The following is a 24,240-nucleotide window of genomic DNA, read 5'->3' as shown; positions in this document are numbered from 1 at the left end:
AACGCCACGTTTAGCAATTGAAAGTCTGATTTATTTTTCAGGAAAATGGATTTCAAAGGAAACACCTTTGGGAAGATAATCCTTCACCAAGATTCTCCCTGAATGGGCACGAACAATCCATTGAGCAATCGAAAGGCCAATGCCATACCCACCCGTTTGCCTATTGCGTGATTCATCTTCACGATAGAAACGTTCAAAAATCCGTTTTTTCTCTTTATCAGGGATTCCTTTTCCAGTATCCGCCACGATTAATTGCCACTCTTTGTTTTCCAGTTTGGCAGTGACAGCAATCTGTTCGCCACTTTGGGTATACTTTAGAGCGTTATCTAAAAGAATGATCAATAGCTGTTGAACTTTTTCTGGATCAAGTAAAACTCGTTGATGTCCATTGATAGTTAAAGTAAACTGTTTTCCTTCTGCTTCTGCCAATTCTTTATAAGGACTAATTGCTTTTTCGACAAATTCATCAAAATAAACGGCCTCTTTTTTTAAGACTAATTCGTTGCTATCAGAACGCGCAAGTAACAATAAATCTGTGGTTAGTTGACTCAATCGTTGGACTTCGGTTAGAGAAAGCGCGATACTTTCTGATTCATCCAAAATTGTTCGATTTGGTTTGGTGAATAAGTTCTCTAGTTTGGCCTGGATAATGGTCAAAGGAGTTCGGAGTTCATGAGAAGCATTTTCAACGAACTGTTGCTGCTTTTTCCAAGAAGCAATGATGGGCTCTGTAAATTTCTTAGATAAAAAGTAGCTTAATAAGACAGAGAGAGCAAAAAAGACTAACATACAAATAATCAAGATGTTTTTAAACTGATCCATTGTTGAAACAATTGGGTCGGTATTAACCATCAATTGAATCGTATAACCATCGACTGCATAATTAGGGCTTTTGACTGTGATACTGCGAAATTGTAAAAGTCGATCGTTTTGATCTGTTAGTTGGAGAGACGTGATTTTGCCATAGTTGGTTGTCTCAGGTGCTAAATTTATAAAATCATTGACTCGAGAACCGAGCTGTTCTTCATTCACAATTTGACCGGATTTGTTCCAGATGATGATTTGCTGTTGAAAACTATTTGGCTTAGGTCCCTTCAACTCTTTAGAAAGCGGAGGCTCTTTTTCAATAGGCGATTGCAGATGATCAATCTGCTCCTTCAAAAAATTATTATTTTCAGAGATTCGCGTAAGATCAGTATCTGTAGACTCATAAAGAGATGATTTGGCTAGCTGAAAAACTATCAAACCTAATAATAGGAAAATGATACTAAACGAAAGAAAAGTGAAAATAAAAGTCTTCTTTTGTTGTGTTCCTAACTGTAATTGTGTATCAATCATAAGCTGTCCTCAGGTACTTGAAACAGATAACCAACATTGCGAATAGTCTTGATCCAGCCATCAATTTGATACGGCTTTAAATGTTTTCTTAAATTACTCATATACACCTCAACAACCGATAATGTCGTATCTGACTGAAAGCCCCAAATTCGATCGAATAGCTGATCTTTGGTGATGATTCGTTTGCTATTTTGCATAAAATACGCAAGCAAATCAAATTCTTTTCCTTGTAACTGAATTTCTTGTTGATCGTAATAAACAAGATGACCATCTAAGTCCAAGACTAATTTTCCTTGAACCAATTCATTTCGATTATGTAGACCTAAAGAACGACGAAGTAAAGCCTGGCTACGAACAAGCAATTCTTCGCGATGAAAAGGTTTGGTTAAATAATCATCAGCACCATTTCGAAAGCCGTTCATCTTATCTTCAAAGCTATCCTTGGCGGTCAAAATCAAGACAGGACAATAAATCATCTTTTCTCTTAACCTCATTAAAACCTGCTCGCCACTGATTTCCGGTAACATCAAATCAAGAACAATTAAATCATAAATCCCTCGTTCTCCTTCATAGATGGCCTCTTCTCCATCATAAACAGGTGTCACTTCACCAATCTCAGTCAAAATATCCTTAATACTATCTGAAATAATACGGTCATCTTCAACCAGTAATAATTTCATATGGGTTCCCTCTTTTCGTAAAAAAGCTGTGAGTGTATTCTTTCGAATGCATCACAGCTCATTAATTATTTGTTATTTATCTTCATGAGTTTCAGTTGAATTCGTATCAGAATCATCGGTGCTTTCAGGAGCTGAAGTGTCATTTGCTTGTGTCTGTGCAGCTGCCCACGTCTTTTTCGCAGTATGTTTTGCTTGGGACTCAACTTCTTGAGCACGTTTGATTTCTTCTTCTACCTCTTGATAGTCTAATCGGGTAATCCGTCCACCTAATTCGTTCATAATCAATTGATTTAATGGACGATTATCGTTCTCTTCTGCGATTAGAATGACCGCAGTTGTCCCTTCACCAATCTGGCTGATCACTGATTCAAAAACAGATTGCGCCTCTTTGATTTCTTTGGCATCTTTGGTAGCACCAATCATACCTCCTGCAAACCAGCCCAATAAAATAGCTAAAGGACTTACTAAGACCCCGAGGAGCATCCCAATCATACCACCCGTTGATGCATTGTTACTTCCTGTAAAATCGATGAAATCTTCAATTTTAAATTTATGGTTCCCATCATTTACGTGGGTAACAACTGCCATCTGATCCCCTTTTATTGCTCGGGTGGCCTGTAGTTTTTTAATTTCAGAAAATGCTTGATAAGATTGACTTTCAATATCAAATGTTAATAGAAGGACTCGTTTACTCATCTTACTCACTCCTGTTCTTAATACCTCTAGTTTACAGGTTATTTAGCAATTGGTAAAGCGCGACCACTTGTTCTACGTCTAGTTTTTATTTAGACTCCTTTGACTAAAAACCACCAGGTCGACCGCCCATTTGACCTGCTTGCCTTTCGCTACCGTCTTGCCCCAGTGAAGTAACCGTCTCAGTTGCTGACAAAGGATACGTACCGATTGCTGTGCCTCCAGTATAGGTGCCTCCAACAGTTAGATTATTTATTGTAGTTTGGCTGTTTTTCCCACCAGTTGAGAGTGTGACTTGACTGCCTTTTTTCATCTCTGGTGTGCTGATGACGAGATTTGCAAATTCTTTGGTTGGTTGATAGCTTAAAATTTGTTTATCATCAACAACTATGTTAATTAAAGTATTGGCTTCCTGCGTTTGATCAAAAGTTAAAGAGAGACTTGGTTGTGTAGACGTATCACTGGTTGCTTGAGCCATACCATCACTTCCAGCTGCTAGTAAGATGCCCCCCTCTTGAACAAATTCACCATTGTAATCTAGTGCGCCATTGCCGCCGTTTGTTGGTCCATCAACAAGTAACGTGCCATTGGTCATTTTAATATTTCCATTACTGTCCACGCCATCTCCTTGGGCTCGAACAATAGTTGTCCCACCAGAAATCGTAATGGTTTTACTTTCATCCGCTTGGTCTCCACCTCCAGGACCTCCGCCAGGGCCACCAAAGGAATCTGCCCCAAATTGACCTTCTGTTTCGTTCGTATCACTACCACCGCCCGCATTAAGGCCATCATCTTCTGCTGTAATTTGATGTTCTCCACCAGAGATTGTGATTGTTGATGCTTCTAACCCTTCATACGAGTTCGTGACAGTGACTTTGCCCTCTGTAATCGTTAAGTCTTGATCTGCATGAATGCCATCATCTCCTGAAGCTAAAGTAAAGGTTCCGTTTGAAATAGTGAGTGAATTATTTGAGTGAATACTATCATCAGCACTATCAATTTGATAGGTTCCATCATCAATCACAATTTTGTTTCCAGCCTTTATTCCTTTATAACTAGCTTCGGCATCCGTCACAGTCATTTCGGCGCCTTCTCCTGTTTTTATTGAAAGGTCAGCTGTAGCAATCCGAATATCAGTTTCCGCTTGAATACCATCATTGCCTGCTTGAATCGTCAATTGCCCACCATCAATAGCCAGCCAACCTTTTGTTGTATCCTCGGTATTATTAACCTGCAGACAATCGCCTGCGGTTGTCTGTAAATCATAGGTTCCACCAGCAATAGATAAAGAATCTTTTGCTTTAATCGCATTATTGACAGCTTCAACCTGAATCTTTCCCGAAATTAGGATGAGGTCATCTTTACCTCGGATACCATTATTATAATTTCCTTTAACAGTCAAGGTGCCTGTTCCGTTAATTGTTAAGTCATCTTTACTAAAAAAAACGGCATCTGGCTCATCTTCATTTTCGGTCAGAGTATAATCCGTCCCATCTTCTAATAAATTTTTAGTTCCTTCAGCTAATGTCGTGATGACTTTTTCTGCTTGTTGAACATAAATCGCTGAAGAATCAGTGTTTTTGATAGTCACTCCGTTGAGTACAAGATGGACTGTTGCCGTGCCCACATCAACTAAAACTTGGCCTTCAAACGAGCCGTCTAAAATATAAGTTCCACCAGCCGAAATAGTGACAAGGCCGTCAGTCAGTTCGGCCCCGTCCCCTTCAATTGTTGCGTTGGTTTTGTCGAGGCTTATGGTGGTCGCTGAGTCTTTATCATAAGAGGCGTCGAAGTCCTCGTTTTTGTAGCTTCCATACTTTGTTTCAGTTGTTTGTGTTGCGTCTGACTGAGTTGCTGTTTGCTCGATAGCTGCTGATTCACTGGTAGTTGTTAAACTTTCTTGACTTGTCTGACTCGTATTGTTTGTCCGACAACCTACTAATAAAGTGAGTGTTGTTAATGAAGCAAAAATTATTTTGGGTAGTTTTCTCATAAAATGAACCTCCTAAAGTTCGTCTCTGTTACTTGAAACTTTTCCTGAAATAACAGGTAGATTACCGTTTCTAACACGGATTTCATCAATTAATTGTTTTTCCATTTGGACATTTTTTAATTTGACATGATAGCGTAGTTCATATAATGAGCCCATATTGGTCGTTCGAACAGAATCAGTGACCACTTGATAAGCATATTTCTCAAACAAATCATCAAATAATCCTGGATAGTCTAAATCTTCTGGAATCGTTACTTTCAAATCGCGCTCAGCCACCTTATTTGTTTCGCCAAATTTTACCGCATTTAATAGAAGTAAAAAGGCTCCTGTAATGACTGAAAATAACACCACATAACCGACATAACCCATACCAGTGGCAAGACCGATGCCCATTGACCAAAAAACACTCGTAATTTCTCTAGAACCGCCAGCCACCGATCGGAAACGAATTAAGCTAAAAGCGCCTAGAATAGCCACCCCTGTGCCCAGATTACCATTCACTAACATGATGACTAACTGAACGAGAATCGGTAAAACCGCTAAAGTAATCACAAAGTTTTTGGTATAAACATTTCGATACATATGGACATAAGCCACTACGATTCCTAAAATTAAGGAAACCATGGTACAGATAAGAATTTCTTTTACCCCGGCTGTAATTGTGCTGTTTGATTCGACTAATAAACTAGATAACATGTGAAAATTCCTCCTTGATTAAGTAACGCTGATAGACTTGAGCATATTTTGAAAATGAACATTTATAAATGGAAAGTTCAGCTAATATTTCGCTAAACCATAAAGGATAGGCGCCCAATGCTTTCACTTCCATTAAAACATCGATTTCTGGTGCGACGCGTTCTCCAAAATCACCATCTAACAAGTTAAAGTGAGTGGTTCGATAGCGGATATTAAAATCGAAAGTGATTCGAAAATCTGACAGATCCTCTTCTCTTGCTGCCAATGCGCGTCGATCATAAGCGATGACGGTTTTTGGTGAAAGATTTTTTTTGGCATAGAGCCAGTCAACTTCTTGTTTAATTTGGCGATCTTGAAAGGTCTGTGGGGAAAAGCTATTTGGATTTTGAAGATAGCCAATTGCTTGTCCATAGTCCATTGAAAGACGTCGCTTGTAAACAATTCCTTTGACCTTTTTTTTGAGCTCCAAAAACACGGGCTGTTGGATGGTCGGAACCCCATAACTTCGTAAACGAAACTTCTCTTTATAGACAGGCTTTTGAATCGATTGTCTAATCAAGGCATAATCGGCTGTATCAAAGTAGATAGATACAATGGTATGTAACCCATAGTCATCTTCTGCCATATAAGGTTCCAAATAATTTCGTAATAACGTATAGGTATCCATGGATAATGTATACTTGTTTTCCTTCCGCTGAAAAATATTTTTTAATTTCATCGATTGTTTCCTCCTTATCAATCATTCATTATCTGTCACCTATCATAAAATCCGTAACATAAACGAACCTTAAATTTCGACTGTTTTTTTATTTTTGTTGAAAATTTTTGATTTAGTTGTTCCTATTCACGGCTGAATTAAGAAAGCGACACTCTTCTATCAGATTCTTCCTTAATAAAAAGCGCATCCAAGTCCCTTCCACTAAAAAGTTTATCGTGGTAGAAATTTTGGAGGTCCTCTTCTTTTTTTATTCGTAAATCCTACGGCGAGAAGCAAAGAATGATAGTATGCGTTTTTTTAGCCGCTCATTCGATTATAAAATCTGTCAAACTATTTAAAGAAACTGTGAATAGTAATAGTTAGTTATCGGCAAATAGAAAAGAGATAAAGAAGATTTCTGTTTCAGAAGGAAGCTGTGCGAGAAGAAAAAATTAATTTCTAACCACTCAAACAAAATGTAAGCAACAAAAATATAGATCTCCAATCGTTTAGGACGCACAAAAAAGAGGTTGGGACATAACTCTGCAAGTTATATCCCAACCTCTTAAATGAATCGTTATTTTCATTGAGTTGTTAAATGAAGTAGATGGATGATTTTCTAGTCAACAAACTCAAATTCGAATTCGCCGATGCGAACCAAGTCACCATCTTTTGCTCCTCTTGCACGAAGGGCTTCATCGACACCCATTCCACGCAATTGTCGAGCAAAACGCATAACTGTCTCATCGTGGTCGAAGTTGGTCATTTCAAATAGTTTCTCAATCTTCTCGCCTGTTAATACCCATGTAGCATCTGGATCACGATCAATAGCGAAGGCTGGTTCATCAGATGTAAAGCCATAGTGAACAGTCTCATCTTCGACTTCCTCATCATACAACAAGAATTCAGGGGTAACTTCCAATAAATCAGCGGTTGCGTTTAACAAAGGTTCAATCCCTTGTCTTGTCACACCAGAAATTGGGAAAATTAGTAGATCATCAGCAAATTCATCTTCTTTTTCAGCAGCTAGCTTCTCTTTGAAGGTTTTTAAGTTTTCCTCCGCATCAGGCATATCCATCTTGTTGGCAACGATGATTTGCGGACGTTCCAATAATCGTAAATTATGGGTCGCAAGCTCGTGATTAATCGCTAGGTAATCATCGTAAGGATCGCGCCCTTCCATCCCACTCATATCAATCACATGTAAAATGACACGTGTTCGTTCAATATGACGGAGAAACTGTGTTCCAAGACCGACACCTTGAGAGGCGCCTTCAATCAGCCCAGGTAAATCCGCTGCGGCAAAACTACGGCCGTCGCTGGTTGCCACCATCCCCAAATTAGGAACAAGTGTCGTAAAGTGATAGGCACCAATTTTTGGACGAGCCGATGAAATAACAGAAAGTAGAGTTGATTTTCCAACAGATGGGAAACCGACCAAACCAACATCAGCTAAAACTTTCAATTCTAATTCAATCTTACGTTCTTGTCCTGGCTCACCATTTTCAGCAATTTCAGGTGCAGGGTTTCTAGGAGAGGCAAAACGAGTATTTCCTCGACCCCCACGGCCACCTTTTGCTACAACTAAGGTTTGACCATGTTCAATAAGGTCTCCTAATAAAGCATCTGTATCCGCATCACGTACGGTTGTACCCGGTGGCACTTTGACATACGTATCCTCGGAACCTCGCCCATGCATTCCTTTACTCATCCCATTTTCACCAGGCTGTGCACGAAAATGACGGTTAAACCGGAAATCCATTAACGTTCGTAATCCTTCATCTACCACTAAAACAACTGCGCCACCGTGGCCACCATCGCCACCTGCTGGCCCACCATCTGGGACATATTTTTCTCTTCTAAAGGCAACCATTCCGTCTCCGCCTTTACCGGCTTTCACGTCGATTGTTACTTGATCTAAAAACATGGACATATTTTCGTCCTCCTATTATTGTTACTTGACTACATGAATCTCCACAATAAACAAAAGCCTCTTTTATTTTAGCTGTGAAATCGTCTTTTGTCTATGTTTTTGCGGATTTAATTGTTTGCGGCATTCGACGCAGCGATGACTGTTGTGGCAGCAATTGCGGCAGAAATCTCTTCTTGAATGAGTAAGAAATTCATATTTAGAGAAAGAGAGTCAATTTCTTCTTTACTAAATTCTTTTAATTCCTCGCCAATATATTGACTAACAGCTAGAATCATTCGTAAATTTTTGTAAAAGCTTAACTGATAAGTTTCTGTGAATTCAATAAAAAATTGAACGATTTTATCAAAATCAACACCACTTTTGGTGGATAAAAAGGTCAAATAAATGATACTTGAATAAGTTTCCGTTTGAAAGGTAGTTTATATTGGTTAAATTGTTGAATGATTTCTGCCATCTCGTCAATAATCGAATTATTATATCCTTGGAATAGTAATGTTGCTGTGCCAGCCGCAAACTGCAATTCATCCCCCTTGGCAAATCCGATACGATGCATCTCAATATAAAATTTTTCCATAATATCAGAAACCATTTGGGCAGTAAAACTAGCTAATTGGCTACTCTGCGCGAGTGAAATTGCAGCAGGCGCGTCTTCTTCTCCAGTTAAAATTGGATGGTTTATTCGAGTTGTTTTATAAATTTCTTTCGCGCGTTGAATCACGTACCCTTTCTCCTTGGCTTCAGAAAATTGTAGAAGATAAGAGGCGAAATAGGTATAAGCTGAACGTCGGAAACCACCAACAACAATCTGTTCATAGTCTTCCAATAACTCATCCAAGTTTTGATCACCTGTTTGATTATGAGCCATCAACAAATAGATAATTGATTCACGAACAGGGCTTGAAAATTGGTTGAACAGACTGAGTTTTTCTTTCAACTTTTCTCTGGTTTGTTGATAAAGTATCGATGAAAATGGTTATTTGCTTTCTACAAAACTTCTTGCAAGTACATAACGTTGGTGCTTACTCATCCATTTCTCTTTTTTTAGTTCTTCATAATTTGCTTGAAGTTTTTGTACGGATGATTGTGTCATTCTAATCACCACTTTCTCTTTTTATGGTCACTATCTTCCATCTTCTTTAATTATTCGATCAACTTAACTCCCATTGTTTAGTAGATACCAAGGGAAAAAATTTTTTCCCTTTTTACGTTGAATAGGTAAGCTTCTTCTCGTTTATCTGTCATTTGACCCCTTAGAAAATTCTAGGTTTTTTCTTCCGTAGCTTTTCTTATTAAAATTTGCTAAGAGCTATCTTTTGACAAACGTATCAAACGAGCGCACACTACTAGTGTAGCGAAAATCCTTTGAAAATAAAAGGTTTCCTATAAATCATAGCATTCTATCTATAAAGGAGGAAGTATTTGTATGACAGTAAAAGTAGGTATCAATGGGTTTGGACGAATTGGTCGGTTGGCATTTCGGCGCATCAAAGAAGTTTCGGATGATATTGAAGTAGTTGCAATCAATGATTTAACTAGCCCTACCATGTTAGCTCATTTATTACAATTTGACTCCACTCATGGCACTTATCCTGGGACGGTCACTGCGACAGATGATTCTATTGTTGTTGATGGTGAAACAACGCGCGTTTATGCAGAACCAGATGCAAGTAAAATCCCGTGGGTAACAGAAAACGGTGTCGATATCGTGTTAGAATGTACAGGTTTTTATACCTCAGAAGAAAAAGCACAAGCACATTTGGCAGCTGGTGTAAAACGAGTGGTCATCTCTGCCCCAGCTGGCGCAATGAAAACAATTGTTTACAATGTCAATGATGATACTTTAGATAAAGATGACAAAATTATTTCAGCAGGTTCATGTACAACGAACTGTTTAGCTCCCATGGCCTATTTTTTAAATAATGAATTTGGGATTGAAGTGGGAACCATGACAACCGTCCATGCCTACACATCAACACAAATGCTTTTGGATGGTCCCGTTAAAGGTGGCAACCTACGCGCAGCTCGTTCTGCAGCAGATAACACCATCCCTCACTCAACCGGTGCGGCAAAAGCAATTGGCCTTGTGATTCCAGAGCTTCAAGGGAAACTTCAAGGACATGCGCAGCGTGTACCAGTTGTGGATGGCTCATTAACAGAGCTTGTTTCTATCTTAAAGAAAAAAGTCACAGCTGACGAAGTTAATGAAGCAATCAAAAAACAAACCATCGATAACCCATCATTTGGTTATGATGATCGTGAAATCGTTTCAGGCGATGTGATTGGTACAACTACAGGCTCAATTTTTGATCCCACACAAACAGAAGTCACAACAGCTGGTGATTTCCAACTGGTAAAAACAGTTGCTTGGTATGATAATGAATATGGCTTTACTTGCCAAATGATTCGTCTGTTAGAAAAATTTGCTAATTTATAATGAAATCTATGCATTATTAGAGTAGAAAATAGGGTAGGAGAATCCGCTGATTCTCCTACCCTATTTGGTTATTTTGGATAGTTACTTAATCTATTACTTCACATACTCGTCTAAGAATCCTTTGACAACTTCTTTATACTTCTCTGGATCAGTTTCAAAGGCTTTGGCATGCTCTGCACCTTTCACCACATACTTCTCCTTCTTCGCATCCGTTGCATTATAGACCTCGTCAAGCATGCTGTAGGGTACAAAGGTATCGGCATCTCCATGGATGAATAACATTGGTGTCGTATTTTTCTTTAATTGTTTGAGCGCATCTGCTTCTCCAAAGAAGTAACCCGCTCTGATTTTTGTAACAGCACTTGTCACAGGAATTAACGGGAAGCTTGGTAAACCAAATAATTCCTTCAATTGATAGCTCAGCTCACCAGTAACAGAAGAATAGCCACAATCTTCCACAATAGCCTTCACATTTTTGGGTAAATCCTCTCCACTAGTCATCATAACGGTCGCACCGCCCATACTTATGCCAAATAAGGTGATGATTTGGTCTTCCCCATTCTCACTCAGAACTCGATCAATCCATTGAAGATAATCTTTTCTTTCAGGCCAACCAAAGCCAATATAATCTCCTTGACTTTTTCCATGGCCTCTAGCATCCGGAACCAAAACGTTATAGCCTAAATCATGATACATTTTAGCATAAGTTGCCATCGTTTCTGCTGTGCCCATATAACCATGAGCAAGTAAGGCCGTTTTATTCGTGCCGCTCTCTCCTGGTAGATAAATAGCTGAGAGCTTTAGGCCGTCCATTGATTCCAGTTCCCAACGTGTCCGGTTATTCTCATCAGTGAACCATTTTGATTCTTCTGATTCTGTTTTTTTCTTATTTGTTCCAGGCGTATCTCCAGATAAGAAATCTTTTTCTGAAGGAACAACTGCATAATTGTAAAAATAATTTCCAGCAAATACTAAGCAAATTGCCACCAATGCGATGACGCCTATTAAAATTTTAACCCAACGTTTCATTTACTTGCCACCTTTTCACTTCTTGTTTCTCCATAGTATAGACAAAATTTCTACTTTTCGCAAACAGCCTACTTATAATTGGAAGAAATATCCAAGAATGTTTAGAGGCTTCGCTCAAAAAAGTGCAGCAAGTCATGAAGTATAGTTACTCATTGACTTGCTGCAGCAGAAATAGAAAATTAGTTATCTGTCTTTTTATTTTGTTTCAATAAATTTGAAGCTTGACCAAGGTTTTAAGAAGTCTAACAAGAATAATTCATCGTCAGAGATACGTCCAACAACATTCACTCGACCGTCATTCTTCATTTCTTTAAGAGCTACTTGTGTTTCCCCTTTATATTGACCATAACCAACATTATCAATCAAAACGTCCCCTTTACGCATATCACGAGTAGTGTGTGCTGGGAATTCTTTATCCTTGTAATAAATACGAGTCATTGTTGAGCGCATGATGTATTCAGAACGGTCTCCACGATAGCTGTGTAGATTGTCAAATAAACAAAGGCGCTCATTGTCAGTAATCTCATCTTCAACTGTTACCTTTAGTGTTGGATATGGGGCATTGAAGGCTTCTGACATAGCTTTAAGCTCTTCTTCTGAGGCATACGCATTCCCAACAGAAATATCATCAATTAAACCTGTTAACATTAAATGTTTGACTTGTGTGCCAATCTCTAATTCGCGGTGGTCTTCTAAGGAACAAAGACCATCTTGAGTTGGCCATGGACCAAATGTTGCCGCATGAGAGTTAACAAACGCCATTGTATTTAGATTATATTTACGGAATTTTTCTGAACAGAAGACAAAATGGTCATAACCTAATCCAGAATAACGATGAGGATAAAAATTATGCGAACCCAATAAGTTATCCGTGTTTGGTGAATAACTCATGATATTGTCTACGTAGTTTGTACCTGAACTCATATTGATTTCAATCTTGATACCATAAGGATTACGTGTCATTTTCGCTTCTTCTGCTCCAGTGAAACCGACATCTAAACGTACGCCATAAGCGCCCATTTTATCAAAGAATGATAGGTCATCGTAAGTGATATCAAGCTGCTCAAATAAGGCAGGATTAATATCGACCATGACTTCCATATCTAAGCTATTCGCGTAATCAACGACTGCTTTGAACTCACTTAAGACTTTATCTTTATCCTCAGTAATTTGTAACAAGCTAGTAAAGACGCGTTTAAACCCATATTTGTGTGCTAAATCTAAATACGCTTTGTCTTTTTCAAATGTCGAACGTTCTGGATAAACTGAAATACCTAATTTTCCCATATCTATTGCCTCCTGAGTAATTGTTTCTTAATTTGAATCCACTTCCATTATAACAAATCTTCAAAAAATGGTCTACACCTTTGCGATTTTGATAAAATTTTATAGTTATTTTTAGGCGAGTTTGTTATGATGATAAAGAAGTTTAAAAAAGAAAGGAAAATTATTTATGAAATTGAAAAAAGTTATCGTTCCTTTAAGTCTTTTAGGAATGGGCTTGTTGTTAGCCGCTTGTTCAACTAAAGATAACTCAACAAAAAGTTCTAGCTCAGCAACAAAAGCTTCTACAGAAAAGGTTACTTCGTCTCCAGATTCTGCATCTAAAGAGTCAACTGCTTCTTCTGATTCTGTAGACTTAAATGCGTTAGAATTACCTCAATTAGAGGCTAAGTTACAGGAAAATGAATCAGCTGTTGAGATTCAAACAACTGCTGGAAACATCAAATTAAAACTATTTCCTGAGATTGCACCAAAAGCCGTCGAAAACTTTATGACGCATGCTAAAGACGGCTATTATGATGGGATTATCTTCCACCGTGTCATAAATGAATTCATGATCCAAGGTGGCGACCCTGAAGGAACAGGTTTAGGTGGCGAAAGTATTTGGGGAAAACCATTTAAAAACGAGCCTTCTAATCAGCTTTATCATATTCGTGGTGCTCTTTCAATGGCGAATTCGGGTGTTGATACAAATGGTAGCCAATTCTTCATTGTACAAAATACAGAGGATCAATCAGATGGTTTATTGTATGATTACTATCCAAAAGCAATCATTGATGCCTATAAAAAAGGCGGTTCTCCAACCTTAGATGGTGGTTATACAGTCTTTGGTCAAGTGTATGAAGGAATGGACACAGTCGATAAAATTGCAACACAAAAAGTGAAAGATGATGGCCAAAGCCCTGTCGAACCAGTAAAAATTAAAACTATTAAAATCTTACAAGAAGCAAAATAAAGAGTAAATAAAGAGAAGACATGACAAGAATTTCTTGTTGTGTCTTCTCTCTTTTACAGTCAACATGACTGTGTTTTCATATTTGCTCAGATACTTATTGTTGACCTACGATAAATGTGAATTCACATTCCGCTGCCTTTTTGCCGTCAACGGTTGCTACCGCATTAGCCGTCCCTACTGACCCTTTAATTTTGACAATTTCGAATGATAATTTAACGACATCACCTGGAACAACCTTTTGACGGAATTTTGCTTTGTTAATTCCACCAATATAGGCCGTTCTGCCAAGGAATTCTTCTGATTTTAAGATTAAAATAGATCCTGCTTGTGCTAGTGATTCTAAAATAAGCACACCAGGCATTACAGGATTTCCCGGGAAATGACCCTGAAAAAACTCTTCATTGATAGTGACGTTTTTTGTTGCAACAATCTTTTTACCAGGCTCTAATTCATCGACATAATCAATATAGTAAATCGGATAACGATTCGGAATAAGCTCCATTACTTCAACGGCTGTTAAAACTTTTGTCATATAATAAACCAACTTTCTCATTTTATTAGATTTTTTTCATTTGTTTGATTATCAAAGTATCATACTCTGTACAAATTGACAATCATTTTTTGCTCAAAGAAAAAATAGTTTGACAATCAAACAATTATCGATAATAATAATAAATCATAGAGATAAGAAAGGCAAGTAGCAATTATTCGATTTTTAAGTTCTTTTCTCTATTCATTTATAACTAACAGAAAAATCAAGGAGTGTAAATATGTCATATTTAGCTGGAAAAAAAGTAGTAGTAATGGGCGTTGCCAATAAAAAAAGTATTGCATGGGGCTGTGCGGAAGCAATGCAAAAACAAGGAGCAGAAATTCTTTATACATACCAAAACGAACGTATGAAGAAATCTCTTCAACGAATTGTAGCAGATGATGCATTTTTAGTTGAATGTGACGTTGCAAGCGATGATAGTATTGAAGAAGCGTTCACTCAAATTAAAAACTATGCTGGCAAGATTGATGGAATTGTTCATGCAGTTGCTTATGCAAAAAAAGAAGAATTATCAGGAAATGTGACAGATATCTCGCGTGATGGGTATGCACTTGCTCAAGATATCAGCAGCTATTCATTAATTGCTGTTGCCAAGTATGGTCAAGAAATCTTATCTGAAAACAGCGGAATTGTCAGCTTAAGCTACATCGGTGCAGAACGTGCGATTCCAAACTACAACATGATGGGAATTGCTAAAGCTGCATTAGAATCAAGTATTCGTTATTTAGCTGCTGAATTATCTCCTAAAAAAATCCGTGTAAACGGAATTTCAGCGGGAGCTATCAAAACCTTGGCTGTTACGGGCGTCCAAGATTATCAAAAACTTATTCAACTTTCTGAAGACCGTACACCTGATCATGTAGGTGTAACGATTGAAGAGGTTGGAAACACATGTGCCTTCTTAATCAGTCCTCTTTCAAGTGGGATTATTGGCGATGTCATCTTCGTAGATAAAGGTGTCCACCTTTCTTAATTTTTTAGAACAAAATAATCCCCCTTCTTAGGTACTGATTTGTATCTATGAGGGGGGATTTTTAGGTGTGAGAACTTGGGCTAAATGAAAACTAAATTTATTGAAATACTGATCTTATGACATTTAATACATTTGCCAGCTCTTTAGAGCAAAAAAAAGAGCGTCGTTTTTCAACGACACGCTCCCCTCTTTATGTTCAGATAAGTTTGGAACACCAGTAGGCTCAGTCTTAACTTACTTTAATGATCCAACCTTCTGGAGCTTCCACGTCACCAAATTGTATTCCTGTTAATTCTTTATACAATTTTTGCGTGACTGGCCCAACTTCGGTCTCACTGTAAAAGACATGGAAGTCCTCTTTGTTTTGGATTCCGCCAATTGGTGAAATCACGGCGGCTGTTCCACATGCCCCTGCTTCAGCAAATTTGTCTAACTCATCTAAGCGTACATCACTCTCTTCAGCTTCTAAGCCCAAACGTTCCTTTGCAAGATAAAGTAATGAATATTTTGTAATACTTGGTAGAATTGATGGCGAATACGGGGTCACAAATTTGCCGTCTTTTGTAATTCCAAAGAAGTTTGCTGAACCAACCTCTTCAATTTTTGTGTGCGTAGCTGGATCTAGATAGATACAATCTGAGAAATTTTTCTCATGTGCTTCATGTCCTGGCTGCAAACTTGCTGCATAGTTTCCCCCAACCTTAACGGCCCCTGTTCCAAATGGCGCTGCTCGATCATAATCAGAAACGACAAAGTTTGTTGGTGTTAAGCCACCTTTAAAATAAGCGCCAACCGGCATACAAAAGACAGTGAAAATATATTCTGGTGCGGGCTTCACACCAATTCCCTCTCCAACACCAATTAAGAGTGGGCGTAAGTATAAGGTACCACCACTTTCGTAGGGTGGAACAAATTCTTCATTAGCTAAAACAACCTGTTTTACTGCATCAATGAATTTTTCTTGAGGAATTGCTGGCATCATTAAACGTTCCGCACTTCGATTCATTCGTTGACTATTTTGATCCGTTCTGAAAAGATTGATTCCGCCATCTTTTCTTCGATAGGCTTTTAACCCTTCAAAACATTGTTGCCCATAATGTAACGCGGAAGAACCTTCATGAAGTGTAATAGTATTCTCTTCGGTTAAAGCTCCCTCATCCCATTTTCCATCTTTCCAACGTGATACATAACGAAAGGGTGTCTTCATATATGAGAATCCCAAATTATCCCAATCAATTTTCATAAACATTCCTCCTGTTTCTAATATTTTTGATAAGTTTATCACTTAATGAGAAGAATGTCATTATTTTTTCATAAATTTCTTTTAATTTTTTTCAGAAAATTTGATGAAGGTTTATCACGCATTTTCAAAGAGTTCTCTTTAATGATTCATGAGTGCCTGGTGACCAAATTTCCTTTTTTTATTCCAAACTGGTAAAATATATTCAATTACTTTAGGAAGGTGTCGATTTATGTTTTATTTAACAGTAACACAAGCAACAACTGATTCAGCAGAAACAATTGTTGAGCAAACGACAAAGAAGTTAAACGCCTTTCAGCGATTTTGGGCAGGAATTGATTGGGATAGTGTTGTTTCGATTGTGATAGAAAAGATGATCTATCTTGTATTAATCCTCTTTTTGTTTGGTATTTTAAATCGAGTGGGGAAATATTTTATTAACAAACTATATACTCGTTATCAAAAGAAAGCCCATTTAAGCGAAAATAGATTAGGTACATTACACACTTTATTAAATAACGTATACGCCTATATGTTAATCTTCTTTTTCATTTATTCAGTACTCTCTATTGTTGGGGTTCCAGTTGGCTCCTTGTTAGCGGGGGCTGGGATTGCTGGGGTTGCCATTGGTTTAGGGGCACAAGGTTTTATGAATGATATCATTACCGGATTTTTCCTTATCATGGAGCAACAAATTGATGTTGGTGACTACATTCGACTAGTGAATCTTTCAATCGAAGGAAAAGTGGTTTCTGTGGGTATCAGGACCATCCAGCTTCAGTCTGTTGATGGGACGCTTCATTTTATTCCAAATCGCAACATCACCACGATTAGTAACTTATCCAGAGCGAACATGCAGGTTGTTGTTGATGTCCGTATTTTGCCTGATGAAGGATATGAAAAGATTCGGACAGTTATAGAAAGTGTCAATCTACGCTTGGCAAAAGAGTATCAAGAAGAAATTCAAACAGGCCCCACCCTTTTTGGGATGGTCGATTTAGGCAATGCCAATTTTGCCGTACGTACCACAATGTATGTCTTAAACGGTCAACAGGCGAAGATTAAAGAAGAGTTTCTCACGACTTATGTAAAAGAACTAGCAGAAGCAGGCTTCTCTATTCCAAATACGCCGATAATTACTCAATAAAATCACCAAAAAGCAACAGGAAAAGGCGTGTTGATTGCTCAGAATGAAGAGGTTGGGACAGAAGTGTTTAACTCCGAGAACCGGGTAGGTACTGTGCTACATCAACTCATGCTTCGTTGTGTTTTACAGCACCGATTAGGTACTGTGCAACATCAACTCATGCTTCGTTGTGTTTTACAGCAATAAGAACCTTCAACTCTAGCATGTCCCATGCATAGAAGTTGTTGAGAGCGGAACAACGTCCTTCAATTCTTAAGGTGTTTCACCTTTAGAGATTGATGAGATCGAAGTGGTTTTACGGAGTGAAGACCTTCAACTCTAGCATGTCCCATGCGTAGAAGTTGTTGAGAGCGGAACGCAGTCCGTCAATTCTAAAGGTGTTCCACCTTTAGAAATTGATGGGGCGGAGTGAAGATGGAGTTGCTTCTGTACCCACCGTTTATTCGGATAAAGAGAGGCAGAGACATAACTGATAAAGTTGTGTCCCAGCCTCGTTTTATACGAATATGGGCATAGTACCTACCTGCTTCTCAGAGTTAAACACTTTTGTTCCAGCTACCCTTCATATCTTTGTTGCTTGTAGACTATTAATCGTAATCGAGTTCTTTGAGAAAAGCACTAATTACTTGGACAGCAGGTTTTAAGGCTTCTTCTTTTGGTTCGAACGAAGGATGATGTAACCCATTCGGACTGTCGACCCCTAACCAAAACATGGTCCCAGGTACTTTATTAAGTAAGAAACCAAAGTCTTCTCCGGTCATCGCAGGTTGTGCTTCTTTAAAGGCGATAGTTGGCTGTGCTTCCATGAAACGAATAAATTTTTGTGTAGTAACCGCATGATTCTCAACTGGTAGATAGCCTTTTTGTTCCATCGTAAGTTCCGCTTCACATTGAAACGAGACTTCGACTCCTTTCACAATCTCTTTCATTCTTTTTTGAGTCAACAAATTCATTTCTTGCGTCAACGTTCGAATGGTCCCATATAACTCCGCTTCTCCTGCGATAACATTGTTTGTTTGCCCCGCATGAAAGCTACCAAAAGTGATTACGCCACCTTGAATCGGGTCGACACTTCGACTGATAATGGTCTGTGCTTGTTGAATAAGTTGAGTCGCCGCGACAATCATATCATTTCCTAGATGAGGAAAGGCAGCGTGGCCACTTTTCCCTCTTAAAGTGATCCTCACTTCACAGGTCCCTGCAAATAACGTTCCTTCACGTGTACTAATCGTTCCAACAGGTAGCTCAGGTGCCACATGTAATCCGTAGAATTCATCAGGAAACCATTCGCCAAAAGCACCATCGTTATACATCAGCATCCCGCCTGCATCATTTTCTTCAGCTGGCTGAAAGAGAAATAAAAAGTTATTTTTTGGTTGGGACGCACTTAAGTTTTCTAAAAGACCTAAAGCGATGGTCATATGAAAATCATGACCGCATGCGTGCATGAACCCTTCATGCTCAGAAACAAAAGAACTTTTAACCGCTTCTTTCACAGGTAGTCCATCAATATCTGTTCGCCAACCGATTGTTTTGATAGGCTGGGTTCCTTTGACATAAACAAGAATGCCCGTCTGCCAAGTTTTAATCTCTATATAGTCTTTTTTTAATTGGCGGATTTGTGTCAGTAAAAACTCAGAAGTTTTTACTTCTTTAAGCCCAATCTCAGGTATTTTATGTAAGGCTCTTCGTATCTCAATTAATCGTTCTTGAATCATCATAGAATCTGCTCCCTTTCTTTTCTTTCTCATTGTCGTAAAAAAATCACTATCTGTCAATTCTTGAAGAAGGGTAAAATCGACTACTCAGCAGATTCCTAATTTATTAAACAAAAATTAATAGACTTTATCACAAATAAAAGTGATAGAGTTCCTTAATTCGGCTCTATCACTTTACAAAACAGTGGGTCAATTTTAACAAAAAGAATCTACAGTTTTCTCAATTCATCTAAAATAGTGGTCTTTTCTTTTGTTTTTTCATCTATGTCTTTTATTTTTTTTGCTGGCACACCTGCGACAACGGTATAAGGCGCAACATTTGAAACAACAACCGCTCCTGCTGCTACAACCGCACCTTTTCCAATTCGAACCCCTTCTAAAACGACTGCATTCGCCCCAATTAAGACATCATCCTCGACTATGACTGGTTGCGCACTAGGTGGCTCAATCACACCAGCTAAAACAGTTCCTGCCCCGATATGACAGTTTTTTCCTGTGATAGCACGCCCACCTAAAATCGCCCCCATGTCAATCATGGTTCCTTCACCAATCACCGCACCGATATTAATAATCGCGCCCATCATAATCACGGCATGATCGCCAATTTCTACTTGGTCTCGTATAATCGCCCCAGGTTCAATTCGAGCATTAATTTCTTTTTTATCAAGTAAAGGAATCGCTGAATTTCTAGTATCATTTTCGACAATATAATCGACAATTGATTCGCGATTTTTTTCTAAAAAAGCCCGAATGACTGCCCATTCACCAAACAGGGTGCCTGTTTTACAATTGGTAAACGCGCGCACGGTTTCAGGAAAGGTCAAATTTTTCAAATTCCCTTTCAAAGTGACTTTTACTGGTGTCTGCTTTTTAGCATTTCCAATATATTGAATAATCTCCTGTGCGTCCATTCCTACCCACTCCCTCTTATATTAAACGCTCGTTCAAAGGTTCAGTTAAAGTTTTCCTCTGTTTAATTATTTGAAAAAATTTCAGAGATTGAGACTCGCCGAAAGGACAAAAATCTCAATCTCTAGAAGTACAAATAACAAGTCTAAAACAAATTGAGTTTTTCACTCGCTAAACAATTTTTTGTTTTTCTAATTTGGTTGACGCTTTAGGGAGCAGTAAGTTTCTACGCTCCAATTCATGGGACATGTGGTTGACGGCTTTTAGGACTTCTTTTCGGGTGATAATCCCTTTAAAGACTTGGTTTTCGTCAACGACTGGAAGAAAAGCTAAGTCGACTAATAAATGTAGTACTTCTTCCAAATCCCAATCTTCTGAAACAACAGGTACCGATGTTTCCATAACATCTGCAACAGTCAATCCGTTTAAACGTGCCATATCAATTTCTTTTAAATCAATCATTTTCTCAACCACTTCAGTCAGACTAACCAATCCAACTAATCGGTCTCCTTTATCCAATACAGGAATTTTGCTGTAACCAACTTTGGATAAAACAAGTAAACAGTGATCTAAGGGATTTTGATACATAACATTCGCAACATTTTCTGCTGGAATTAAAAAGGTTTCTTGATTTTCTAGTAATAATTCTTTTATCGTGGGTCCAATCATTCTGGTATTCCCTCCATTTATTTTTCAGTTAACAAGTTTATTTTACTGAAAATGTATGAATATTTTGTGGTGAAGTTAGAAATTCTTTTTACTTTTTCTTACAAGATTGGTCTATTTGAAGAGTAGTAGCATAATTGATTCTATATCCCAAACTGATTCAAAAATCTCATTTTTTTGACGTACATCACGCTTCTTTATTTAGAAAAAGTAAAATGAAGTTCTTCAACTGGATGATGTGCACGATTGTAATACTGGATATCAAAGGCATCAGGTGCGCTATCAATAATCGCATAAGATGGAATTTGTATTGGTCCACGTGGTTGTGAGATACTTCCTGGATTTAGATACAGAGTACCATCAACCATTTCGCAGCCAATCTGATGGGTATGCCCAAATAAACTGATTGTTGCACGAGCTTCTTGTGCTTCAAGTGCTAATTGAGTTAAACCAAAACGAACATGAGAAAGATGTCCGTGTGTGATGTAGACAATATCTTCTTGTGTACTAATCACTTGGCGTTCAAGAAACTCCCCACCATAATCGCAGTTTCCGCGAACAACAATGAATGTATCCCAAAGCTTGTCATTACTTTCAAGTTCTGAGTCACCACAGTGGAAAAAATAGTCCATTTTTTCTTTATAACGTTCTGCTAATTCAACTAGAATTTGACGATCTCCATGATTATCACTTACTACTAAATATTTCATAAAATTTAGGCCTCCAACCATTTCTGCCATTCTGTTTTTAATTTTTCCATAGCTTGTCCACGATGGCTTCGTTTATTTTTTTCGGAAGGGTCAAGCTCTGCCGAAGTTTTGTTTAGACCAGCGACAATAAATAATGGGTCATATCCAAAACCATTTTCACCTCGAGGAATGCGCCCAATCGATCCTTCCCACTCGGCACAAACAACTAGGCTTTCTTTCTCTGGTGCTGCAAAAACGAGCGTACAATGAAATTGTGCTTGTCGTTTTGCATCTACAACATCCGTTAATTCATGTAATAGTTTGGCATTATTTGCCGCATCACTGGTTGGTTCTCCAGCAAAACGAGCAGAATAGATACCTGGCATTCCACCTAATGCATCGACTTTTAGCCCTGAGTCATCCGCTAATACAGGTTGTTGAATAATCTGCGCGATGGTTTCTGCTTTCAGGCGAGCATTTTCTTCAAAGGTTTTACCTGTTTCTTCAATATCTGGCAGTTCTGGATAATCCAAAAGTGTTTTGACTGAATAACCAGATGCTGCAAACAACGCTTCAAATTCTTTGGCCTTGCCTTTGTTTCTTGTAGCAATCACAATCGTATTCTCTGAAGATTCATAAGAAATATGTTCGGCGGCTAATAAGGCTTCCTTTTGATAAGCAATCAAATCTTCAATTGTTCGTTTTCCATAATACAACATCGTATTTAATTCATCACCATCAAAGGTGGCCTCTTCACCGGTTCCTTGAATCTCGACAAACTTGCCAGATTCCGTCATAACAAGATTCATATCTACAAGTGCTGAAGAATCTTCCACATAATCTAAATCAGCCACACAGGAACCATCTGGTAAAATACCAACACTAACTGCTGCTAGATGTTCTTTTATCGGGTCTTCTGTTAGTTCTTTCATCTGAAGAAGATGGTTCACAGCTAATCTTAGTGCCACAAAACCACCTGTAATACTAGCTGTTCGTGTGCCTCCGTCTGCTTGAATCACATCACAGTCAACGATTATGCTTCGTTCACCCAATTTTTCTAAATCAATCACCGCACGAAGCGCACGCCCAATCAGACGTTGAATTTCCATTGTACGACCAGTAATCTTGCCTTTTGCACTTTCACGACGGTTTCTAGTATTGGTTGCACGAGGCAACATACTATATTCAGCTGTGATCCAGCCTTTTCCTTCCCCTCTTAAAAAAGGCGGAACTGAATCTTCAACGGTTGCCGAACAAATAACTTGTGTGTCGCCAAATGAAATCAAAACAGAACCTTCTGGGTGTTTGAAGACATTGGTTTGAATGGTTATCTTTCTTAATTCTCGTTCATTTCTTCTATCATGACGCATGTTTAGCACGCTCCTAAGTCTATATGAGTGACTGAAATTTTTGTTAAATTTAACCAACTGTTGGCAATTTCTTCGAACATATTTGCTGATCCTGTTGTGTAGAATTCACATGTTTTTTGATTCGATGCTTGTGGGGCATTCGCGATAGCAAAATAATCGAGTAACATACTGACTTCTCCGACCGTTTCCGCACCAGAATCAATTAAGGTAACACTGTGTCCCATAACATTCTGAATAATCGGTCGCAAAAGTGGATAATGCGTACAGCCTAATATCAAAGTATCTAATTGTTTTAGTTTTAAGGGCTGTAACGTTTCAGCAACGATTTTTTTTGCCACAGAGGAATGGTACTCATTACTTTCAACAATCGGTACAAATCTTGGGCAAGCCAAGCTAGAAAGAGTCGTATTCGGGGCTTTCTGTGTTAAAGCCTCTTCATAAGAACCGCTTTTAATCGTTCCAATCGTCCCAATGATGCCAATTCGATTATTTTTTGTTGCTTTTAAAGCAGCACGAGTACCAGGGAGAATCACACCCACAACAGGAATTGGTAAGGCAGCTTTGATCTCCTCTAAAGCAACCGCTGTCGCTGTGTTACAAGCAATCACTAACATTTTAATATCTTTTTTCATTAAATAACGAGTCATCTGCCAAGTATACTCAATCACTTGGGCAGCTGGTCGAGGGCCGTATGGGCAACGCGCTGTATCACCAACATACAGAATATTTTCATTAGGTAGCTGCTTTAACGCTTCTTTAACGACCGTTAAGCCTCCTACACCAGAGTCTATAAATCCAATGGGTTGTTTATTATGCAAATTTATCCATCCTTTATTAGGAAATGAAATACATCTGTTTCACACTCTCCATTGTCCCCTTTTTATAAAGAATTTTCAAGTTTTCTTTTCTTTAGAAAAACTTAAGAAAGCGTTTTATTTTATCCTTTTTCCCAAGCGTGTTATTCTAGAGTCAAATGAGAGGAGGAATTTGTTATGCCTGATAAAGACTTTGATAAAAAACTCGCTGATATTGCAAAAGAAACCAAACATGGGAAAAAATTTGAAGAATTAGATGAAGTGGAAAGAGAACTAAATTTAGACAATGACGAAAATGAGCAAACTCCTGAGGAAACGAAAGATAAGGATCATTTAGGTGAATTATTACCACCTATTCCCCCTCAAAATGGTGGCACGAATTTTCCTCCTAGTTAAATAAAATGACGGTTCATTTAAGAAATTCTTGT

General features: G+C 38.3%; 24 protein-coding genes. 5 read left to right on the top strand and 19 right to left on the bottom strand.

The features are described from left to right. Positions 1-30: 30 nt before the first annotated feature. From IGI37_RS07890 to IGI37_RS07850, 9 genes are all read right to left on the bottom strand, one after another. Positions 31-1,338, bottom strand: coding sequence for a sensor histidine kinase (locus tag IGI37_RS07890; RefSeq protein WP_438761053.1), 1,308 nt, complete (start codon positions 1,336-1,338; stop codon positions 31-33). Next, positions 1,335-2,018: a response regulator transcription factor gene (locus tag IGI37_RS07885; protein ID WP_438761052.1), complete on the bottom strand. Its 684-nt coding sequence runs from the start codon at positions 2,016-2,018 to the stop codon at positions 1,335-1,337. Before IGI37_RS07885 ends, IGI37_RS07890 begins: the two co-directional genes overlap by 4 nt. A gap of 72 nt (positions 2,019-2,090) precedes the next feature. Beyond that, complete coding sequence (locus IGI37_RS07880) at positions 2,091-2,714, bottom strand: DUF1269 domain-containing protein (protein WP_438761051.1); 624 nt, start codon at positions 2,712-2,714, stop codon at positions 2,091-2,093. A 103-nt stretch (positions 2,715-2,817) separates the two neighbouring features. After that, on the bottom strand, positions 2,818-4,704 hold the full coding sequence (locus IGI37_RS07875; protein WP_438761050.1) for a carbohydrate-binding domain-containing protein: 1,887 nt from the start codon (positions 4,702-4,704) through the stop codon (positions 2,818-2,820). 12 nt (positions 4,705-4,716) lie between these two features. Beyond that, a complete protein-coding gene (locus tag IGI37_RS07870; protein WP_438761049.1) occupies positions 4,717-5,400 on the bottom strand; it encodes a DUF4956 domain-containing protein in 684 nt (227 codons plus the stop codon). Next, positions 5,390-6,118 carry a polyphosphate polymerase domain-containing protein gene (locus IGI37_RS07865; protein ID WP_438761048.1) on the bottom strand — a complete coding sequence of 243 codons (729 nt, stop codon included), beginning with the start codon at positions 6,116-6,118 and terminating at the stop codon, positions 5,390-5,392. Before IGI37_RS07865 ends, IGI37_RS07870 begins: the two co-directional genes overlap by 11 nt. A 598-nt stretch (positions 6,119-6,716) precedes the next feature. After that, positions 6,717-8,030 (bottom strand): GTPase ObgE, encoded by a 1,314-nt coding sequence (gene obgE / locus IGI37_RS07860; protein ID WP_438761047.1) that lies wholly within the window; start codon positions 8,028-8,030, stop codon positions 6,717-6,719. A gap of 107 nt (positions 8,031-8,137) precedes the next feature. Continuing rightward, positions 8,138-8,410, bottom strand: a complete 273-nt coding sequence (locus IGI37_RS07855) for a hypothetical protein (RefSeq protein ID WP_438761046.1) — start codon at positions 8,408-8,410, stop codon at positions 8,138-8,140. Further along, complete coding sequence (locus IGI37_RS07850; RefSeq protein ID WP_438763616.1) at positions 8,407-8,991, bottom strand: DUF4003 family protein; 585 nt, start codon at positions 8,989-8,991, stop codon at positions 8,407-8,409. Before IGI37_RS07850 ends, IGI37_RS07855 begins: the two co-directional genes overlap by 4 nt. A gap of 462 nt (positions 8,992-9,453) precedes the next feature. Here IGI37_RS07850 and gap point away from each other — a divergent pair, with 462 nt between their 5' ends. Further along, a complete protein-coding gene (gap, locus tag IGI37_RS07845; protein ID WP_438761045.1) occupies positions 9,454-10,464 on the top strand; it encodes a type I glyceraldehyde-3-phosphate dehydrogenase in 1,011 nt (336 codons plus the stop codon). Positions 10,465-10,557: 93 nt separating this feature from the next. Here gap and IGI37_RS07840 read toward each other — a convergent pair whose 3' ends face one another. Continuing rightward, positions 10,558-11,493, bottom strand: a complete 936-nt coding sequence (locus tag IGI37_RS07840) for an alpha/beta hydrolase (protein ID WP_438761044.1) — start codon at positions 11,491-11,493, stop codon at positions 10,558-10,560. A gap of 195 nt (positions 11,494-11,688) precedes the next feature. Continuing rightward, complete coding sequence (locus tag IGI37_RS07835; RefSeq protein WP_438761043.1) at positions 11,689-12,780, bottom strand: DUF871 domain-containing protein; 1,092 nt, start codon at positions 12,778-12,780, stop codon at positions 11,689-11,691. Between the two features lie 166 nt (positions 12,781-12,946). Between IGI37_RS07835 and IGI37_RS07830 the strand changes: the two genes are divergently transcribed. Then, positions 12,947-13,732 (top strand): peptidylprolyl isomerase, encoded by a 786-nt coding sequence (locus IGI37_RS07830; protein ID WP_438761042.1) that lies wholly within the window; start codon positions 12,947-12,949, stop codon positions 13,730-13,732. A 94-nt stretch (positions 13,733-13,826) separates the two neighbouring features. Here the strand turns inward: IGI37_RS07830 and fabZ are convergent, their stop codons facing one another. Next, the gene (gene fabZ, locus IGI37_RS07825) at positions 13,827-14,264 is read right to left on the bottom strand and encodes a 3-hydroxyacyl-ACP dehydratase FabZ (protein ID WP_438761041.1); all 438 of its coding nucleotides are present in this window, start codon (positions 14,262-14,264) and stop codon (positions 13,827-13,829) included. 238 nt (positions 14,265-14,502) lie between these two features. On the opposite strand from fabZ, the gene fabI reads away from it, so the two are divergent. Further along, positions 14,503-15,258, top strand: a complete 756-nt coding sequence (fabI, locus tag IGI37_RS07820) for an enoyl-ACP reductase FabI (RefSeq protein WP_438761040.1) — start codon at positions 14,503-14,505, stop codon at positions 15,256-15,258. A 229-nt stretch (positions 15,259-15,487) separates the two neighbouring features. Here fabI and IGI37_RS07815 read toward each other — a convergent pair whose 3' ends face one another. Continuing rightward, positions 15,488-16,501: a branched-chain amino acid aminotransferase gene (locus tag IGI37_RS07815; RefSeq protein WP_438761039.1), complete on the bottom strand. Its 1,014-nt coding sequence runs from the start codon at positions 16,499-16,501 to the stop codon at positions 15,488-15,490. 229 nt (positions 16,502-16,730) lie between these two features. Between IGI37_RS07815 and IGI37_RS07810 the strand changes: the two genes are divergently transcribed. Further along, entirely contained in the window at positions 16,731-17,645 is a 915-nt protein-coding gene (locus IGI37_RS07810) for a mechanosensitive ion channel family protein (protein ID WP_438761038.1), read from the top strand. A 587-nt stretch (positions 17,646-18,232) separates the two neighbouring features. On the opposite strand, the gene IGI37_RS07805 is transcribed toward IGI37_RS07810, so the two are convergent. The 6 genes from IGI37_RS07805 to racE all read right to left on the bottom strand — a co-directional run bounded on the left by IGI37_RS07805 (position 18,233) and on the right by racE (position 23,815). Continuing rightward, on the bottom strand, positions 18,233-19,363 hold the full coding sequence (locus IGI37_RS07805) for an N-acetyldiaminopimelate deacetylase (protein ID WP_438763615.1): 1,131 nt from the start codon (positions 19,361-19,363) through the stop codon (positions 18,233-18,235). A 209-nt stretch (positions 19,364-19,572) separates the two neighbouring features. After that, positions 19,573-20,274, bottom strand: a complete 702-nt coding sequence (gene dapD / locus IGI37_RS07800; RefSeq protein WP_438761037.1) for a 2,3,4,5-tetrahydropyridine-2,6-dicarboxylate N-acetyltransferase — start codon at positions 20,272-20,274, stop codon at positions 19,573-19,575. Positions 20,275-20,443: 169 nt separating this feature from the next. Beyond that, positions 20,444-20,941: a cyclic-di-AMP-binding protein CbpB gene (gene cbpB / locus IGI37_RS07795; protein WP_438761036.1), complete on the bottom strand. Its 498-nt coding sequence runs from the start codon at positions 20,939-20,941 to the stop codon at positions 20,444-20,446. Positions 20,942-21,135: 194 nt separating this feature from the next. Next, complete coding sequence (locus IGI37_RS07790) at positions 21,136-21,648, bottom strand: metallophosphoesterase (RefSeq protein ID WP_438761035.1); 513 nt, start codon at positions 21,646-21,648, stop codon at positions 21,136-21,138. Positions 21,649-21,653: 5 nt separating this feature from the next. After that, the gene (gene rph, locus IGI37_RS07785; protein WP_438761034.1) at positions 21,654-22,997 is read right to left on the bottom strand and encodes a ribonuclease PH; all 1,344 of its coding nucleotides are present in this window, start codon (positions 22,995-22,997) and stop codon (positions 21,654-21,656) included. A gap of 2 nt (positions 22,998-22,999) precedes the next feature. Beyond that, positions 23,000-23,815, bottom strand: a complete 816-nt coding sequence (gene racE / locus IGI37_RS07780) for a glutamate racemase (RefSeq protein WP_438761033.1) — start codon at positions 23,813-23,815, stop codon at positions 23,000-23,002. Positions 23,816-23,989: 174 nt separating this feature from the next. Between racE and IGI37_RS07775 the strand changes: the two genes are divergently transcribed. Then, positions 23,990-24,208 (top strand): hypothetical protein, encoded by a 219-nt coding sequence (locus tag IGI37_RS07775; RefSeq protein ID WP_438761032.1) that lies wholly within the window; start codon positions 23,990-23,992, stop codon positions 24,206-24,208. The last annotated feature ends 32 nt before the right edge of the window (positions 24,209-24,240 follow it).

The sequence above is a fragment of the Enterococcus sp. AZ194 genome, from assembly GCF_051713825.1.
GTDB lineage: Bacteria > Bacillota > Bacilli > Lactobacillales > Enterococcaceae > Enterococcus_K.
This window is presented reverse-complemented; position numbering and strand designations above follow the sequence as displayed.